This is a genomic window from Dyadobacter sp. 32, from assembly GCF_902506755.1.
Classification (GTDB): domain Bacteria; phylum Bacteroidota; class Bacteroidia; order Cytophagales; family Spirosomataceae; genus Dyadobacter.
The window spans coordinates 1,668,987-1,687,022 of the sequence record NZ_LR735258.1; the positions used below are offsets into that span (position 1 = coordinate 1,668,987).

Genomic DNA, 18,036 nt, shown 5'->3' on the forward strand with positions numbered 1-18,036 from the left:
AACCGTAATGAACTATGATTCAAGTTGGAATATTTACAGGGTACTTTCCTTATGGATTGGAAGAAACGGCACAGCGCATCCGTAATCTTGGTTTCAATACCGTGCAGCTGGATGCGACTTTCAAGGATATGGATCTTTCAACCGAAAGCATCAATCAGGTAAAATGCCAAAAAATACGGGACACATTCAGACGACACAACCTGCCAGTCTGCTGTGTTTCGGGGTATACCAATCTGGTACATCCCGACCCGGTAAAACGTAAGTCCAATCTCGCGCATCTGAAACAGATCATCCGTCATGCCCATGATCTGGGCTCACCGTATGTCATCAGCGAAACCGGCACCTTTGATCCGGACAGCGACTGGGTGCACCACCCAAAAAATAAAACGGAGGAAGGTTACGAGGATTGCAGGCAGGTAATCCAGGGCATTGTTGACTTCGCCAGGGAGCACGGCGTCACTTTTCTGATTGAGACCTATGTCAACAATGTGATCGGATCCATTGAGGAAACGCAGCGTCTTTTTACCGACATCACAGATCCAAGTCTGGGCTTGCTGATGGACCCGACCAACTATTTTGAGGAGCACAATATTGATCAGATGGATCAAACTTTGAACCAAATTTTCAATGCCTTATCCCACAGGATTAAAATTTCCCATGCCAAAGACGTAAAACGGGCCGACGGATTTCAAGGTGTACAGCTGGCCGACATTGACGCGGCTGAATCACATGCCTTACGCGGTGTAGGTATGATAGAACTACCGGCACCTGGTTTGGGATCACTTAACTACGATTTGTACCTCAACAGGCTTGGTAAAGATCACCCCAACATCCCGATCATCATAGAGCATTTGGCAGAAAGCGACATTCCGCGCGCCAAAGAATTCATTGATAATAAGTTACTGATAAACGGACGTTGATTTCTTACCCAATTTTTCTCCTATCCGAAGCATGATGAAGAAGGTACTATATTGTTGTTTGCTGGTGGTTTGCGGTCTCACCGCCTCAGCACAGGACGTTATTAAAGATTATTCCAAACCCGAAGCAACCGAAATATGGGAGCCAACACCTAAAATAGTAGCCCCGGGAAAGGAACCGAATGCACCTCCATCGGATGCAATCGTGCTTTTTGATGGCAAAAGCCAGGCAAACTGGGTTGCATCCAAGGACGGTAGTGCCAATGCCTGGGAGGTTTCAGACGGCGTGTTGCTAACCAAAATGGGCGCGGGCAATATTCAGACCAAACAGAAATTCGGCGATTGCCAGCTTCACATTGAATTCCTGATGTACCCCTCAGCAACAACCGCTGAAACGGGTCATCTTAACGAAGGTAACAGCGGGGTCTATCTTCAGGAACGTTACGAATTACAGATATACGATTCACATCAGAATGCATCGAAAATTTATGCCAACGGACAATGCGGCACCATTTATAAACAATCCATACCCCTGGTCAACCCAACGAACAAGCGCGGTGCATGGAATACCTATGATATCTATTACACGGCGCCAAAATTCAGATTCAACGGTTCCATTGAAAAACCTGCCTTCATTACAGTTGTCCAGAATGGTGTCTTGATCATCAATCATTTCGAAATTCAGGGAACCATCCAGCATACCGGAATCCCGAGATATGAGCCTCATGGAAGGGCATCCATCATGCTGCAGGAACACGGAGCCAAAGTCGGTTTCCGGAATATCTGGATCAGAGAATTATAAGCAGACGTCAACTTACCGGAGCATTCTACCGCACAGAGCCACTTTCTGTGTGCCTGGATAACTCGGCCCCATTTTTCCATAAATTAATTAATCCCAAACCCAGACAGTATGAAATATATTCCTACCAATCCACATGCCTGCATGGTCAGGCGTGTACTTTTGGGCATTTTGATGCAGTGCTGCCTTTTCAATATGACTATGGCTGGCACCTTCATGGACCCCGTCGTTGCCAAAGTTTCAGGCACCGTAAAATCTTTCGATGGAATTGCTTTGCCGGGCGTGAGTGTAGTGGTGAAAGGTACCAACATCGGCACCATAACCGATGTGAACGGTAAATATACCGTGGATGCATTTGAAGACGGCTCGGTGCTTTCGTTCTCTTTCATCGGGTACATAGCTCAGGAAGTACCGATACAAGGCAGAACAACCATTGACATCACCCTGGCCGAAGACACCAAGGCGCTTGACGAGGTGGTAGTCATCGGCTACGGTACACAGAAAAGGTCAGATCTTACCGGCGCCGTGGGGTCCGTGAACGTGGATCAGTTGCAGGAACGCCCGGCACCCTCACTGAATCAGGCTCTGTCGGGACGGGTTTCGGGTGTACAGGTGAATTCCAATTCGGGTCGTCCGGGTGGTCGCACGACCGTCCGAATCAGAGGTTTCAGTTCTATTAATTCATCCAACAATCCCTTGTATGTAATTGACGGTGTGATGCTTCCGATCGGGAACCAGGTCCAGGGGAGCCAGGCGATTGATTATATCAACCCCAACGATATAGTATCGGTAGAAGTATTGAAAGATGCGTCGTCTACGGCCATTTACGGTGCCAGAGGGGCCAATGGAGTAATTCTCGTCACAACCAAAAGAGGATCGAAAGGCGGAGGGAAAGTTTCTTACAATGCCGATTTTAGTGTTCCCACCATCGGGCCTAACCGGCTGGAAGTGCTCAATGCAAAGGAATACATGGCGCTGGAAGATCTTGCTTACAAAAACATCGAAAAATTTGACCCGGCAGGATGGAACTCCGGAAAATACAAGGGTGTCGACCCGGCCATAGCGAGGCAGGACCGCCGACTTTTTGACGCACAGGGAAATAACCTGTACGACACGGACTGGTTGAAAGAATCTACCCAAAGCAAAATTTCTCAAAACCATCAACTGGGATTTAGTGGCGGAAACGAACAAACCAATTTCTCTGTATCGCTCGGTTACCGGGGCGATGAGGGATTGGTGAAAACATCATTTCTGAAAAGATATTCGGCAAGATTTACTTTTGACAGTCAGATCAAAAAATGGCTGCGGGTAGGCGGTACACTAAGCTACACCAATCAGAATGAAAACCTGGTCGACTTCGATTATCAGGTAACCCGAACAATGGCTGAATCGTATCCCGTTCAGCCTGTGCGATACGAAAACGGGATGTATGCCGATAACCGCGATTATCCCAATTCGCAAGGAAATTTTAACACGCTTCGTTACCTGAACGAAAGGCAATACATTCTGGGCACGCAGACGGTACTAGGCAGCTTTTATTCCAATATCAGTATTGCCAAAGGCCTGGAGATGCGGACCGTGCTGGGCACCAATGTAATGACCCAGGAAAACAAACAGTCGATAAGCCGGGGATTGGCGATAGCGCAGCAGGGAGGCGCTTCCGTACAAAACCAACGGGAATCATTCTGGTCGCTGGAAAATTACCTGACTTACAACAAACGCTTCGCCCAGATACATTCGCTGACGGCTTTGCTTGGAATCTCATGGCAGGAAACCAATTATTTCAGGATGAATTCCAGCATTACCGGTTTTGCATCAGATTTTTTTGAGTTCAACAATTTAGGCGCCGGAAGTACAGCGCCCGGCTACGGGTCCAATGCCTCGCGCTTTGCATTCAATTCTTATTTTGGCAGGATCAATTACAGTCTCAAGGACAAATATTTACTGACCGTCACAGGGCGTGCAGATGGCTCTTCAAAATTTGGGGAAAATCACAAGTTTGTATTCTTCCCTTCCGCGGCGTTGGCATGGAGAATTTCGGAGGAGGCATTTCTCAAAGAAAATAACTTAGTCTCCAATCTTAAACTACGTACAAGCTACGGCGTAACCGGCAACTCCGAGATTCCACCCTATTCTTCCTTAGGGGTTTTAAGTTCGAATTCGACCGCGATCATCAACAAACAAAGAGCAGGCGGAACGGGACTTGGGCGTCTGGCCAATCCGGATCTTAAATGGGAAAAAACGACCCAAAGCGACATAGGAATAGAACTGGGTTTATTGAAAAACAGACTTTCCTTTGAAGCGGATCTTTACTACCGGAAAACGACCAACATGCTGCTCGATGCCCCGGTTCCGACAACCAGCGGCTACTCGACGATCCGGAAAAACATTGGGTCCATGGAAAACAAGGGAATTGAGCTGGCATTAACTTCCGTCAATATAGAAACATCGGACTTTTCATGGACTACAAATTTCAACATTTCCATGAACCGCAATAAGGTGCTGGCACTCGCAACGCCTTCGGACATATTTGGCGTGGGAGGTCCCGGCTTTACAAATCAGACCAATATTATCCGGGTCGGCGAACCTGTAGGATCCTTTTGGGGCCTGAGGCGCCTTGGTATTTGGAGCACCAGTGAGGCGGACGAGGCGGCGAAATTCACAAGTTACAAGGGCGGGCTTACCATTCTGCCGGGAGATATCAAATATCAGGACGTAAATGGTGACCGCGCGATCAACGACGCAGACCGGATGATCATCGGAAACGGTAGTCCGAAAGCCTGGGGTGGATTCCGTAATAACCTCCGGTTCAAAAACTGGGATTTAACCGTTGAACTCCAATACTCTTACGGCAACGATGTGCTCGATATGACCAAACATACCATGGAGGATCGTGTGGGACTGGATAATAGCTACAGAACCGTGCTGGATGCCTGGACGCCCGAAAATCAGAACACAATGGTGCCGCAGGTACGTAATCTGCTCGCGGGTTATATTACCAATGTCGATACCCGCTGGATCCAGGACGGTTCATTTATCCGTGGTAAAAACCTTTTGCTTGGCTATTCTTTCCCTTCAGGCGTAACCGACCGAATGAAGCTGAACAGATTACGGCTGTATGCTTCGGTTGAGAATTTCTTTCTTGCAACAAAATATACCAGTGGTGACCCGGAAGTTACCCTGCCATCCTTTGGTGCAGATGCAAACAATGTGTTTGCGCAAGGGATGAACTTTTTTGCCTATCCGCGCCCAACCACATACAGATTAGGAATCCAGATTGAATTATAACAGTCAAAACAACATCATGATGAAACGATATAAATCTTTGATCACCCGGTTGGTGCTTGTTATCAGCATCCTTTGTTACGGAACCTCTTGTTCCGACTTTCTGGAAGAAACGGATCCTTCCAACCTCACTGCCGACAGCTTTTACAAAATTGCCCAGCATGCAGAAGCCGGCATTTATGCGGTGTATGCGGAAACAAGGTTCATGGCAGCCGGTGCCGGAATATTCTCATACAACTGGCAACTGCTCGAAGCCCCGACAGGAACATCGCAGTCTGAAACGGCTCAAAACTCTGACCTGAACAACCTTTATTCGTTAACCTACGATGGCAACACGCAGCATATCGTAAACTGGTGGAGACAGCTTTACCGGATTGTTGCACAAGCCAATCTGGTGATCAAAAATGTTCCTGCGATCGAAATGGATGAGGTACGTAAGAAGGCCATTCTGGGCGAAGCCCGGTTCTTGCGGGCATGGGCTTATTTTTACGCGGTAAGACTTTGGGGAGACATCCCGCTGATCACCGAGCCCCAAACAGCATCTTCTGAGGATTTTCTTCCAAAGCGCAGTTCTCAGGACGAAGTTTATGCGCAGATAGTAGAAGACCTTACCATTGCGGAAGCGGCAGGCCTGCTATGGATGGATGGCAGCGGGCGGGTATCGCAGGCCGCGGTGAAGGCCATGTTATCAAAAGTATATCTTACTATGGCGGGGAATCCACTGAAAAAGGGCGCCTCTCATTACAAGCTAGCAGCGGATAAAGCCTTTGAAATCATCACCTATTCACAAAGCAATCCTTCAAGTATTAACCTGTTTTCACAGTATGCAGATATGCATGATGTGGCCCAGGACAACAAACTAGAACATTTGTTCCAGGTGCAATATCTGGCCGACATTACCGGCAATCCGCTCCAGCTGGCTATGCTGCCGTATTACAAGCCAATTTCCGCAGGAGCCGCAAACGGAATCGGCACGACAGTTCCTACCAAACAATTTTTCGCCTCTTACGAAACCGGAGATCTGCGTGCAAAAAACCAGGAAGGATATTTCTACACAAGTTATTATTACTTTGGAAACGGTGATGCCTACCAGCTCGGCGCTCCTTATATTTATAAGCATTTTGATCTGAAAACACATGGCAAACCGGGCGTTGCCGGCACAGGACGAAGTGATCTGAATGTAATGAACATTCGTTACGCGGAAATTTTGCTAACTTACGCCGAAGCCCAAAACGAACTAGGCGCACCTACAACGGATGCTTATAATGCGTTGAAAAAAATCCGGGACAGGGCAAAGCTTACGACACCTGCATTGGCCACTTTCAACCAGTCCACCTTTCGTGAAGCAGTCTGGAGAGAGCGCTGGTATGAGCTATGTTATGAAGGAGTCACCTGGTTTGATATGGTGAGACTAAAAAAAGTATTTAACGAAACCACCAAGGGTTTTGATGAATTTGCAGGTCATGTTAATCAGAGCTCGATGCAACCGTTACAGGAGAAACATCTGCTGATGCCATTACCAGCTCCTGAAATGAAAAACAACCTTAATTTAACGCCACAGAATCCAGGATATCCGGGAATTTAATGTAACAGTATATGAATCTGAATATTAAGGCAAAAAAAAATAATTCTTATGATGCCATTGTGATCGGTACAGGGATAAGTGGCGGCTGGGCTATGAAAGAACTTACCGAAAAAGGCTTGAAAGTGCTCGCTCTAGAACGAGGCCGAATGGTGGAACACGTCAAGGATTACCCTACTGCCCACAAAGATTCCTGGGAAATGCCGCATCGGGGCATGAACACTTTGGATTATAAACAGGATAACCCATTTGTAACCCGGAGCGGGATTGCCAATGAATACAACCAGCATTTTGTGGTAAAGGACAAAGATCATCCCTCCATTCAGGACAGGCCTTTTACCTGGGTAAGAGGCTATCAGGTGGGTGGCAAATCGTTGCTTTGGGGCAGATGGACGCAGCGTTGGGGTGAAACGGACTTCGAAGCAAATGCCCGGGAAGGAATTGCCGTAGACTGGCCGATCCGGTATGAGCACATAGCCCCATGGTATAGCTACGTTGAAAAGTTTGCCGGTATTAGCGGAAACAAAGATGGGCTGGCACAAGTCCCTGACGGCGAATTTCTTCCTCCGATGGAAATGAATTGTTTCGAAAAAATGATGAAGGAAAAAATCGAAACAAAATTTCCCTCCAGAAACATGATCATCAGCCGCCATGCCAACCTTTCACGAGCGGATCAGCAACAAACCGATGTGGGCCGCGGGCCCTGCCAGTATCGCGACAGGTGCAGTCGGGGCTGTCCGTACGGAGCCTACTTTAGCACCAATTCCGCCACCTTACCCGCCGCTGAAAAAACAGGAAGGCTCACCCTCATTACTGATGCTGTGGTGGAATCGATTATTTATGACGAACAAAAGGAAAAGGCAAGCGGGGTGCGTGTGGTTCATGCAGCCACAAAGGAAGTGATTGAATATTATGCAAAAATCATTTTTGTGAATGCCTCCACAGTCAATTCTAATTTACTGCTGCTAAATTCTACTTCAAAACGCTTTCCAAATGGCCTGGGCAACGATTCAAATACACTTGGCAAGTATGTGATGGACCATAATTACAGGGTAAACGGTGTAGGCTATTTTGATGGAATGCAGGATAAGTATTATTTCGGAAGGCGTCCCGTTGGTTTATACATTCCGCGTTTCAGGAATTTCGGGACCGATAAACAAACCGAATTCTTGAGAGGCTATGCCCTTGCCGGTGGTACAAGCCGTGTTGGATTTGGGCGGGGAACCAATATGGAAGGTATGGGCGCCGATTTCAAAAACAAACTTTCGGAACCCGGCCCCTGGTTTATAGCCTTCACCGCTATGGGAGAAATGTTGCCGTATGAAGACAACACCATCAAACTGGATAAAGAACAAAAAGATGCATGGGGAATGCCTCTGGTGCGCTTTGATATTACCTGGCGCGAAAATGAGGACAGAATGAGCGCCGATGCCATGAAACAGATCCAGGAAATTCTTTCTTCCGGAGAATTGAGGGACATTCAGGTGAACGACAAGCACAATTCACCTGGCAATGGAATTCACGAAATGGGTGGATGCAGAATGGGCCGCGATCCTAAAACTTCCATGCTGAACGGGTTTAACCAAATGCATCAGGTGAAAAATGTGTTTGTGACCGACGGTGCCTGCATGACCTCTTCATCCTGTCAAAACCCCTCATTGACTTACATGGCGCTCACCGCGCGGGCCTGCGACCATGCCGTGAAGGAACTAAGGAAAATGAATATATGAGTCAATACGCTGCTTGTCCTGAAAAAGTAAAAACGGTTGGGTTTTAAAGATGGCCATCAGCCGGAATTCAGAAAACCCGTATTCTGTCTTAATATGCCTGTTCATCCTACAAAAAAGCCGTCGCAAACTGCTGTCGACGGTTTTTTTGATACTATTTCCCATCGGAGTAACCTTCCCGGGCTGCCATGTCTTCTTAATTATCATCACAATAGACCCTGCCTTGGGGCGACTCCGGTGTGTCTGTAAAGGTATGATGCCACTATGACATCCGCTGGCTCACGTTTCAAATTTCCATACGATTTGACTGCATAGAGGGCTTATAAAGGTTTGATAGCTCATTGAGGGTTTGCTAAAAAACATCGTCCCGATTACGATTTTTGTAATACACGCCACCTCAAACCTTATTTTACACGAATTATAGCTCTTCTGAATGACGTGAGCGCGGGCTTGCCATTATCCGTCACTTCCAGTATGATATGAAAAACCGTACCAGCCTCTGCATCGGACGGCACTAAAAAAGTGCTTGTCTCATTGTTTTCACCAACCAAAATAAGCTTGCCGGGATAACTGCCTGCTTCCCAATAGTTCCACCAGCGGCACTGTATGTTGTTCTTATCCGGATCTGCTGAACCACGGGCGCTGAGCACGATCTTTTCGCCCGGACGGGTATCAATCTCGCCTTTCCGGTAATCAAACAGCGTCAGCTTATCGCAGGGGGCATTATATATCCACATGAAGCCCTGATGGATTCCATTTTTATGGTCTCTATCAAGCACTTTCAGAGGCGACTCGTCGGCTTGCAAATACTTCTGATTTAGAACCAGCAGTTTTAAAAGCTCCCACAACGGAGCCAGGTGCTGCCATCCTTTCATGATCCAATCAGAAGCTGTGGAAGCTGGAACATTCACGCCCATCCGTCTGTATTTATCGATCTGGCGGTGAAGTGGAAGACCAAAAACGTACTTATCGACAACCATTTGGGCGATGACTGCTTCAGAAGGGATGCCTTTGTCAATTACACGATCTGGAAGTGATGCGGTTATGATGCCTTCGCCATTGGCACGTGCATATTTGTAACGGATATATCGCTTCACATAAAATTCGGCCGGAATTAGGTCCAACACTTCTGTGACCTCTTCTCCTATTATGGTGCAGCCGGTAACATCTTCCGTAGGTTCAATAATGATGATCTCACGGCGCAGGTTCTCTGGCAGTATCATCCTTCCGGTTCCCTTTTCACGTTTTTTAGCAGGCACTTTTTCCTTGACAACGTCAGCTGCCTGCTCTGAGAGTTCTTCTTGCTGCGGCTGGTTAGTTCCCAGCTCAAACAGGTCGATCTGGTTTACGTCCGTGTGTATGCCGGCCAGTTTCTCATTCTTTTTACCGAATATATACCGCTTGTATTTATCAAGTTCAAAGTTCAGGGCCTGGATCTGGTCATCCCTTTCAGATAGTAATTCCAGCGACTTCTCATAGAGTAATTTATAGTCCGTCGCCGTGTCTTCCATAACCCGAAGATACTGCTCAAAATTAGCCTAAACAAGCTTTTGAGGCACTTTTTAAGCAATTTTTTCTTCTTGTTTTGTAACCTGATTTGTGTGCTGATAACGTTTTCTGAAGCGGACGGAATCCAGCATTACGCCCTGTAAAAGAAGTGTCAATTGATGGCTGGTGATGGCTATATCTTCTGACTTTGGCCATTCAAAAGTACCTTGTTCCAACTTTTTGACGTACATCGCAAACCCGTCCCGGTCCCACTGCAGGAGTCGGATTTGATTAAGTCGTTTACCCAAGAAAACAAAAACATCGCCACTCGATGGATCAAAGCCCAATTCATTTCGGACCAGGCCAGCCAGACTGTATATGCCAAAACGCATATCCGTTGGGCTCCTATACAAAAAGTATCGGCAGCTGTGAGATAAAGCCAGCATATGAAATTAAATAATGAGCTTTTTGATAAGTGCGGCGTCGAGAGAGCCGAACAGCTCTATACGTGCTCCAGATGGAAATGTAATTGCTGCCAGCAAATGTTGGTTTTGCTCAGTTACCTCTGGCTCTTCGACTGGAATTCGGCTGAAACCACGGGTTGGTACAGCAGGAGAGAAATTGTTGGGATGGAATTTTTTAACCCAGTAATTAAATTTATGGTATCCCATACCATTCTGTTTGCAAAAAGCCTGTTTGCTTACACCTTGCGTCTGCCACTGATCGTACAGCTCGCGCATTTTTTCTGTTTCAGTTTTCATGAAACAAGATTACAAACTATATCAATTCAATAAAATATGGGTATTATCGGACGGATACAGATAAATGGCCCCTTAGGTAATTGTCAGCCCTGGTACTAATGCCATTGAACTCAAAATTGTCTTGCATAACACATGTCGTTTAAATAAACATATACTCAGCTTATAAACGAAAGTATTATGTTACAGAAATGCTTAATGAATTGGCAGAAGAATATCCGACTAAAGGTTTTGATCGGTATTGCAGTAATTTGAGGAACAGAGGTCTACCGTGGAATCGTAAAAGAGTGCTTCGAATCTATCGAAGTATAGATCTCGAATTAAGGCGTAAGCTAAAAAGACCGAAACAGCCTTTAATTCAGGCAAAGACTTTGAATGAAACCTGGAGTATGGATTTTGTCGACGACGCTGTACTACTCTCTGAAAACCACAGCGACCGACTTCAAGCCACGATAGCTTCAAGCTACCAATTTTATCTCTTAAAACTGAAAGCTTAGACACTATCTGAAAAGTGTTCTCTTAATCGCTTATTCTCGTTTTCTAATTGTTCAATCCTTACTTGCTGTAACCTAATAGTTTGTTTTTGCGTAGAAGCCAATTCAACTAGCGTGTTAGAAATGGTTTAATTGTCATCTATTTTCGCCAAGTCCGTCTCTATTATAAGTTCCCTAGGAATCAAATCTTTAATGTCGACACCAAAAACAGAAGATAGTTTAAAATAGCACTTAATATTAGGAATTGTCCTATCATTTTCCCAAGTAAAATAGGTACTCTGACTTACTCCAACCTTATCAGCTACTTCCTGTTGCGAGAAATTGTGCTGTGTTCGAAGTTTTCGAAGAATACATCCAAGTTTCATAAAGGTCTAAATTTATTATTTGGAATTCTAAATTAGTTTGAACTGAATTTCTGAACTTAATTATATACCGAAAAAAGACTAGTATCTACGCAAAAATTCAAAGGATTAGCCAAGACATTTTTCTAATAAACCGGTAAACTGATTTATAATTAAAGCTTTTTCTTTTTCAAAATCAATGGTTTGTCCTTTCCAATCCACAGCATTCCATAAATCTAATAACGAATTTGAATTAAGCCTATCATTTGACAGATAGATATTCTCAGGAATAGGATTAATAGTTAACCCAAGATCAGAGATAATGGAAAGCCTATAATCAGATGGGTTACCAAAAAAAATTACAGGAATGCCCATGGCAATACACGGCAACGCACAATGTAACCTGGTAGTAATAACTAATGACGCTAAATTACTATATAAACTTAACACCTTATTTGCCTGCTCAAATTTAATACCTTCACTAACGTCCCTTGATAATTGATGGGTAAGCCTAACTCCTCTATTTTCGACAAAGGTTGGCAGCGGGAAGGGCACATCAACAATAACATTCCAACCATTAACAACTTTTTTTTCCCTATGGGGGAATGTCAAAGTCAAACACTTGCTATAAAATGAGTTAATGCCATGAGAATTAAATAGTCTACATGTATATGTGTCGCGACAACCGATCGGCGCATTTGCTTTAAAATAATTTAAACACTCTTCATTCTTAGAAATATGTTCCCATGTATTATTCCAATCAGTAACATGTATCCCCCAAAAAATGGGTGTGAGGCAATTTGATATTGGGAAACATTTACTTGGGCTATGTGAAAACCAGCCGTTCATAATAATGAAATATACCGAATCAGATTCAATAAATCTTAATCGATCTCTGTCAAATCTTTTATTGACATTTGGAATAAACCTCTCAGCCGCAATTGACTGGATATGATCTCCGATATTTTGAGACTTGCTGTATTCAAAACCAGCAACTAGATGTTTCATAAATAGAAATGTAATATACTGAGCTAAACAAAATATTTTTGAGATTACTTCATAAATAAAAACTCAACATTTCCAGACAGATATTTTGAATTCTTGGTTAGTTCGTGTAACAGAAGGGCCTTTCCAGATGGCGAGCTTATTGAAAAATCTTTATCAAGGTCTAAAACAGTAGTGTACTTATTGGTATCCCACGTGTTGTTTAGATTTAACGAAAAAATCGATTTAAGTGCATGAGCCGAAAGTAAAACTTGTTTAGCATCAGGACTATACTTGCCATTTAATTTGGTAAATGCCTTTCTTGGCAATTCAAAGAAGTTGGATGAACCTAAGTTTTTACCCGCGATTTGTGCAGATAAATAATTGTAATATAGAAATGGAATACAGTTTTGATCTTTGTAATAAACATCAATAGAACAATTGAGCAAAATTTGTTTCAATTTATTTATGGTGTGTAATACAGAAGTGATATTTATTTCCATTTTGAGAAAATTACTCAAAATTATAAGAGTGTTACCTATATCCGTGAAACGATTTGAGCAAATGAACTCTCCGTTTAGTACTCCGATATTGCGAAGCAGTTTGTCCTCTAACTCATCCGTTAACATGATCAAGCACTCTTGATATATGATACTTTTAAAACGATCAGAAAATTTATGATTATTTAATCTACCTGAAAAATAGATAATCTTTCCAAGTAGCCCATTTTTCATACTTATTTCGCTATCCCTCGAAAACATTATATTTCTGTACAATACATTATCGATATCTTCCAGAAATGTGTTAATGGTATTATCATTAAGTAGCCCATTTTCATTCAGCCAGTTAAATGCCCAGCCAATCCCACAGAGGCCATTGTCGAAACCAAAATCTTCGATAAGTGGAAGTTCGTTTATAAGTTCAATGTACAAATTCTCCAATTGCTTGGAAAGAGCTTTATTTTTTGATGATTTGGAAGCTAACATTAAATAAAATAAAAGTCCCGCCTTGCCATTGGCTAAACCAATTGGCATTGAGCCTTTTGAAGTATTATAATAATTAAAAAAAATCATTAATTTATCCATATAAACATACTTAACTTACGATACCAATTTTAATCGTTTTGATTCCATTCCCATGATGTTATATAATTGAGAAGTTCATTGATCGATAGATTGCATATCTTAAAATACTCCTCCATAAACTCTATTTTCTTATTTCCATAATATTTAGAATTCTCGTTCCTTTCATGGATCAGATGATATAACGAGCCCTCTATGCGAGTAATTTTGTAGCCCAGGTTTCTCATCCTTTTTAACCGTTCAAGATCTTCTGGACCCCAGCTGGAAAAATTTTCATTTTCCATTCCCGCCTTAATATACGAGGCTCTAGTGAGAAGCACAGCACCTCCATTGGAACGTTTTGTGAAACTTCTGAATTTATTTTTATTACTATTAAACAGATTTGGGTCTAGAATTTCGGAAAACATTCGCTTAAATAATGGATCTACGTCTACGAAATTTCCATCGTAAGGAAATATCATATCGTATAAGTTCTTTCTAAGCAGGCTTACAGACTTTTTTAATTGATCCGTTGGTATTATTACATCGCAATCGTAAATGCTAATAAATCTACTTGTACTTTTTTTTATCATCCAATTTATAATTCTAGTCCGATGGAAATATGGACTAAAATCGATGTTAAAATAATATAAACAAGAATTAGGTAGTTCTTTAATATCAATTTTCGAATCATGATCTGATTCGAACACAATAATATTCGTCTTGAAATACTTATGTAAATAGTTAACAACAGAGTACAAATTGACTAACCTGCTATCCGAATCGATTCTAACTGGAATTAAAAACGTCACATCCTTTAAGTCAAATCTGTCAGCGTCCAATTTTGCCTTATATTCACAAACAAGCTTGGACAATGGGCTTAGTGGTTCTTTGAGAATCTCCCGAGAATAAAAAGGAGAAGAATTCAGAAAAAGATCTTCTGCTCTTTCGTTTCTATCTTCTAGGTAATAATTTAATATTTCAGCTTTATTCGTTCTAATTTTGACATCAAATTTCCCGATGTTAATAGCGAAAGCCAACTGCTCGATATACCTCATACTTTCTTTGGCAAAGGCTATTTTACTTCGAAACTCCGTATAATTTAAGTTTTGTAAATCCGAATTATATTTTTTTATGTATATCTGATAAAACCTTTTTGTAGTTTTTTCCACGTTACTCCAAAAAACCCAATTGGATTTTTGAATCAAAAAATTGTGATTAAGTAATTTACAAAAGAAGGAATACTTTAAATTGTATTTTTGTAAATTCAAGACTGTTTTAAACCATAAAAAATATTGTTCATTGTGAACAGGATTCTTTTGACCTTTTATAATATATATGCCTTGCTTAAGTCCTTTTTGAAAAGATGGCTCAAAGTTTAAGCCGACACTTGCTTCTAATATTAAATCGACAGGTAAGTAAAATATAAGTCTATTCTCCAGTTCAGTATTCCCTTTAATATGCTTTGTGATTAAATCGTAGCCGTTAGAGGGATAGAAATCGGTATTTTCTTTAGGATAGAAATAAATTTTAGCTTGGTTTTTGAAGTTTTTCGAAAAAGATCTGAAATGATCAGCAATTCCCCTTTTGGGATTATAGCCTATAAGGATATGCAACTGTTCATTAGACACTCCTAGACTGTTAAAGTTAAATATTTGTAATTCAAGTTGCCACAAAAACCGATAATCGTCCGATTGGCAGTACAAGAGTATCATTTGTGTCGTTTTATAACAGTTTTATAATCACCAATTAAGAGTCCGGCTTTCCCCTCGTCCGGCCCAAAATTATATTCGACATTTACTTGACGCTGACGTTTAAGACTCTCTATCGAGCTTTTTTTCCCTTAAGCCAATTTCCAGCTTTATTAGGGCGAAAATATTTTCTTGAATTTTCGTTTGTTGTTTTTCAGGGAACCATTCTAAGTAGTTCTTCACTGTAGTTAATGATTCAAACCAATCTTCGACTACCATTCTTTCAGCTTCGCTACATTCGCCATTCAGATAATTGTCTAAGATATTTGGATGAATAAATTTAACGTTCATGATACCAATCTTGTTTATTAGGTGAATTTTTAGAAACAAGCGCATACTTTGGAATTTCTGAATAAATACGCTTCTCTTTAAATTACAAAAAATGTCATGGTCATTACAAGATCTCTTTTATACAATAATAAGTAGGAGGCTTTATTTATCCTGAATCTTAGAGATGACTGACTAATAAATGACAAGAATTTGTGTGTACTTTTTTCACCAATTCTTTAATTCAAGGGTGGCCTTTTATAAGTCTCTTTACTATACAACTACCTGATTGACAACAAGTTTATTTGGCTCTATTTTTTTTGTATCTGTTGGTTATGATTCTCAACTCTTGCGTAAATGAAATCATTTGCAACTTAAATACAAACTTTCTCGTGAAAAATTTTAGTAAATTTTAAAAATAAAATTCGACTACATTTCGACGTTGTAACTCACTTTATATTAGTTTCTTTTACATGAATCTGACAATCAACAAGTTGCATGTTAAAATAATTTGATTTACCTTTTCATTATTGCTGATTTTACTACTGGGCTTGTTCGCAATAATATCGCTGGAAGCGATATTGCTAGTGTGATTGAGATTTCGATCTGTCTGTCATTCCTTATTCTTCCATCATCGGGCGGCGAGACTATTGCTAGTCAATAACTTATGAGATAGTCGAGATGTAAACCTAGATGAAAGAAGCAACGCTCCAATTTTTGTATGGGTCCCAGGACGTCATAAGTAACACACAGTGATAGAATCATCAAGTCGAAGACAAAAATGTTTAATGGCTAGTGCGTCGGAATATTTCATTATGCCGTAGAAGTCTTACAATGTCAAAAAGTGATAGCCCAACTCTGGTTGATTTTTTTTCTAATTTCATTCATTTCCCTAAAAATAAAAGTGGGTAAATAATCTTTGTAACCATATTCCGATTCCAAAAAAAGATTAAATTTTTCGGTCAAATGACTCGGTACTCGCTTGATTTTCTCTTTCGCTAGACTACCCTGCTTCCAGATTTTATCATTGTAAAGAATAGTATCTTTCCATTGCTCTTTTGTCCAAATTGGCATTACTTCCAGAATGAAACAAGGGTTAGCTTCTACTACAATTACCTTCTTTCCATTTCGGTACTCGTAAGAAGTTGTGTTACCTATCACTCTGCTGTCGCTGACATAACTTATCGGGAACCAAACTTTTTCATGGTATAATATATATATCCTCTTATCAAAATACTGCAGTTGCCACCCCTCGGGTAACTGGTTCTTAATCGATTGTACTTTCGAATCAAACATCAAACTGTCCAAGTTCAAGTCTTTTTCAAATATAGGAACTTGTGCAATTCCCAAATTGGCGATGGTAACGCTCATAACGCATAGAATTAGACGTAAATATTTTCTTTGATTTGGAACGGATTTTTGTTTATTCATTTCTCTTATCTAAATATTTGACTTGTAAACTCTGGAAACGATGCCATTTGTAAATTAGTCTACCCGAAACGACAATTTAATATTATCTTTCGAAGTTCGGGTATGCTTATTAGCGATACTGGATATTTTGGTGCCCGTGACCAGGGGAATACGGAAATTGAGATTATATAAAATCGGACATCAAAATCAATTACAAATAATTGATTAACAATCAAATAGAACACTTCCTTAAAGTGATCACACTGCTACTGAATCTACTGATCATCGTCCCCGAATTCTCCATACAAAACACGAACTGGGTCCAGAAAAAGTAATTTACACAAAATTGGTTTTTTGATACCGGGATAGCATGCTGGGTTTCGCTTCCGATCCCACCGAGCAATACATCTGCGCCTTAGAGATGTGCTTCATATAGGTTTATCATTCGCAATGAGAATCTGTTAATCACTGGAAGCACAGGGATCGGCAAAAGTTATGTAGCGTCTGCGATTGGCTATCAGGCATGCATCCTGGGGTACCGGGTATGTTACGCGAGTACTCCCAAACTTTTTGCCAAGCTCAAAATGGCTAAGGCTGACGGATCTTATATCAAAGAAATTGCTAAAATCGAGCGGCAGCAGCTACTAATCCTTGACGACTTTGGCATCCAGCCCTTCGACGCTCAAAGCAGGGCAGCGCTGATGGAAATCATTGAAGACAGGCATGGCAAGACATCGCTTATCATTACTTCTCAATTACCCGTAAGCAAATGGCAGGAAGTGATAGGAGAAAAAACAATTGCGGATGCAATTTTAGATCGCATTGTTCATGATGCACACCGCATCGAATTGAAAGCCGACGCGGCGCGGGAGAATCCATGAGAAGAAAGGGAAAACCGGAGCCTGAAAACGACTACCTGTAGTTATACTTTTTATTTACTAATTTTGACAACGCTTGTACAGCATTTTTTGCTATCGGCCGCCAGCTAATTAGGTGGTCAATTTGCCACGGAATCAGGTGGTCAACTTCTCCGAAATATCCAGTCCACTTCCTGGATCACCGAGTCTACCGCATTTGTTTTATCACTAAATGAGTCAAGTTCGGATTGGGGAGATGGATATCAATGGTGGCGGGGTGTGTTCCGGGTTAAAGAGGAGACTGTAAAATTAACT

Annotated in this window: 14 protein-coding genes and 1 pseudogene; 6 read left to right on the plus strand and 9 right to left on the minus strand. The window is 41.8% G+C overall.

Annotated elements, in window-relative coordinates; genetic code table 11:
• Positions 1-14: 14 nt before the first annotated feature.
• From DYADSP32_RS06765 to DYADSP32_RS06785, 5 genes are all read left to right on the plus strand, one after another.
• On the plus strand, positions 15-920 hold the full coding sequence (locus DYADSP32_RS06765) for a sugar phosphate isomerase/epimerase family protein (protein WP_149243436.1): 906 nt from the start codon (positions 15-17) through the stop codon (positions 918-920).
• A 31-nt stretch (positions 921-951) separates the two neighbouring features.
• Positions 952-1,719, plus strand: a complete 768-nt coding sequence (locus DYADSP32_RS06770) for a DUF1080 domain-containing protein (RefSeq protein ID WP_414617581.1) — start codon at positions 952-954, stop codon at positions 1,717-1,719.
• Positions 1,720-1,911: 192 nt separating this feature from the next.
• Positions 1,912-5,004 (plus strand): SusC/RagA family TonB-linked outer membrane protein, encoded by a 3,093-nt coding sequence (locus tag DYADSP32_RS06775; RefSeq protein WP_414618155.1) that lies wholly within the window; start codon positions 1,912-1,914, stop codon positions 5,002-5,004.
• Between the two features lie 16 nt (positions 5,005-5,020).
• Positions 5,021-6,586 (plus strand): RagB/SusD family nutrient uptake outer membrane protein, encoded by a 1,566-nt coding sequence (locus DYADSP32_RS06780; protein ID WP_414617582.1) that lies wholly within the window; start codon positions 5,021-5,023, stop codon positions 6,584-6,586.
• 11 nt (positions 6,587-6,597) lie between these two features.
• On the plus strand, positions 6,598-8,313 hold the full coding sequence (locus DYADSP32_RS06785) for a GMC family oxidoreductase (RefSeq protein ID WP_149243434.1): 1,716 nt from the start codon (positions 6,598-6,600) through the stop codon (positions 8,311-8,313).
• Between the two features lie 401 nt (positions 8,314-8,714).
• On the opposite strand, the gene DYADSP32_RS06790 is transcribed toward DYADSP32_RS06785, so the two are convergent.
• The 9 genes from DYADSP32_RS06790 to DYADSP32_RS06830 all read right to left on the minus strand — a co-directional run bounded on the left by DYADSP32_RS06790 (position 8,715) and on the right by DYADSP32_RS06830 (position 16,825).
• Positions 8,715-9,821, minus strand: coding sequence for a transposase (locus DYADSP32_RS06790; protein WP_414617583.1), 1,107 nt, complete (start codon positions 9,819-9,821; stop codon positions 8,715-8,717).
• Positions 9,822-9,872: 51 nt separating this feature from the next.
• Complete coding sequence (gene tnpB, locus DYADSP32_RS06795) at positions 9,873-10,244, minus strand: IS66 family insertion sequence element accessory protein TnpB (RefSeq protein ID WP_149243433.1); 372 nt, start codon at positions 10,242-10,244, stop codon at positions 9,873-9,875.
• A 6-nt stretch (positions 10,245-10,250) separates the two neighbouring features.
• Positions 10,251-10,559 (minus strand): IS66 family insertion sequence element accessory protein TnpA, encoded by a 309-nt coding sequence (gene tnpA / locus DYADSP32_RS06800; RefSeq protein WP_149243432.1) that lies wholly within the window; start codon positions 10,557-10,559, stop codon positions 10,251-10,253.
• A gap of 619 nt (positions 10,560-11,178) precedes the next feature.
• The gene (locus DYADSP32_RS06805) at positions 11,179-11,415 is read right to left on the minus strand and encodes a helix-turn-helix domain-containing protein (RefSeq protein ID WP_149243431.1); all 237 of its coding nucleotides are present in this window, start codon (positions 11,413-11,415) and stop codon (positions 11,179-11,181) included.
• A gap of 105 nt (positions 11,416-11,520) precedes the next feature.
• Positions 11,521-12,399 carry a polysaccharide pyruvyl transferase family protein gene (locus DYADSP32_RS06810; protein ID WP_149243430.1) on the minus strand — a complete coding sequence of 293 codons (879 nt, stop codon included), beginning with the start codon at positions 12,397-12,399 and terminating at the stop codon, positions 11,521-11,523.
• 44 nt (positions 12,400-12,443) lie between these two features.
• Entirely contained in the window at positions 12,444-13,460 is a 1,017-nt protein-coding gene (locus DYADSP32_RS06815) for a lanthionine synthetase LanC family protein (RefSeq protein WP_149243429.1), read from the minus strand.
• Positions 13,461-13,489: 29 nt separating this feature from the next.
• Positions 13,490-15,067: a galactosyltransferase-related protein gene (locus DYADSP32_RS06820; RefSeq protein WP_414617584.1), complete on the minus strand. Its 1,578-nt coding sequence runs from the start codon at positions 15,065-15,067 to the stop codon at positions 13,490-13,492.
• 183 nt (positions 15,068-15,250) lie between these two features.
• A complete protein-coding gene (locus tag DYADSP32_RS06825) occupies positions 15,251-15,478 on the minus strand; it encodes a hypothetical protein (RefSeq protein WP_149243427.1) in 228 nt (75 codons plus the stop codon).
• Between the two features lie 813 nt (positions 15,479-16,291).
• The gene (locus DYADSP32_RS06830) at positions 16,292-16,825 is read right to left on the minus strand and encodes a hypothetical protein (protein WP_414617585.1); all 534 of its coding nucleotides are present in this window, start codon (positions 16,823-16,825) and stop codon (positions 16,292-16,294) included.
• A gap of 476 nt (positions 16,826-17,301) precedes the next feature.
• Between DYADSP32_RS06830 and DYADSP32_RS06835 the strand changes: the two are divergent.
• Positions 17,302-17,745: pseudogene (locus DYADSP32_RS06835) on the plus strand (ATP-binding protein); the annotation flags it as partial.
• Positions 17,746-18,036 lie beyond the last annotated feature (291 nt).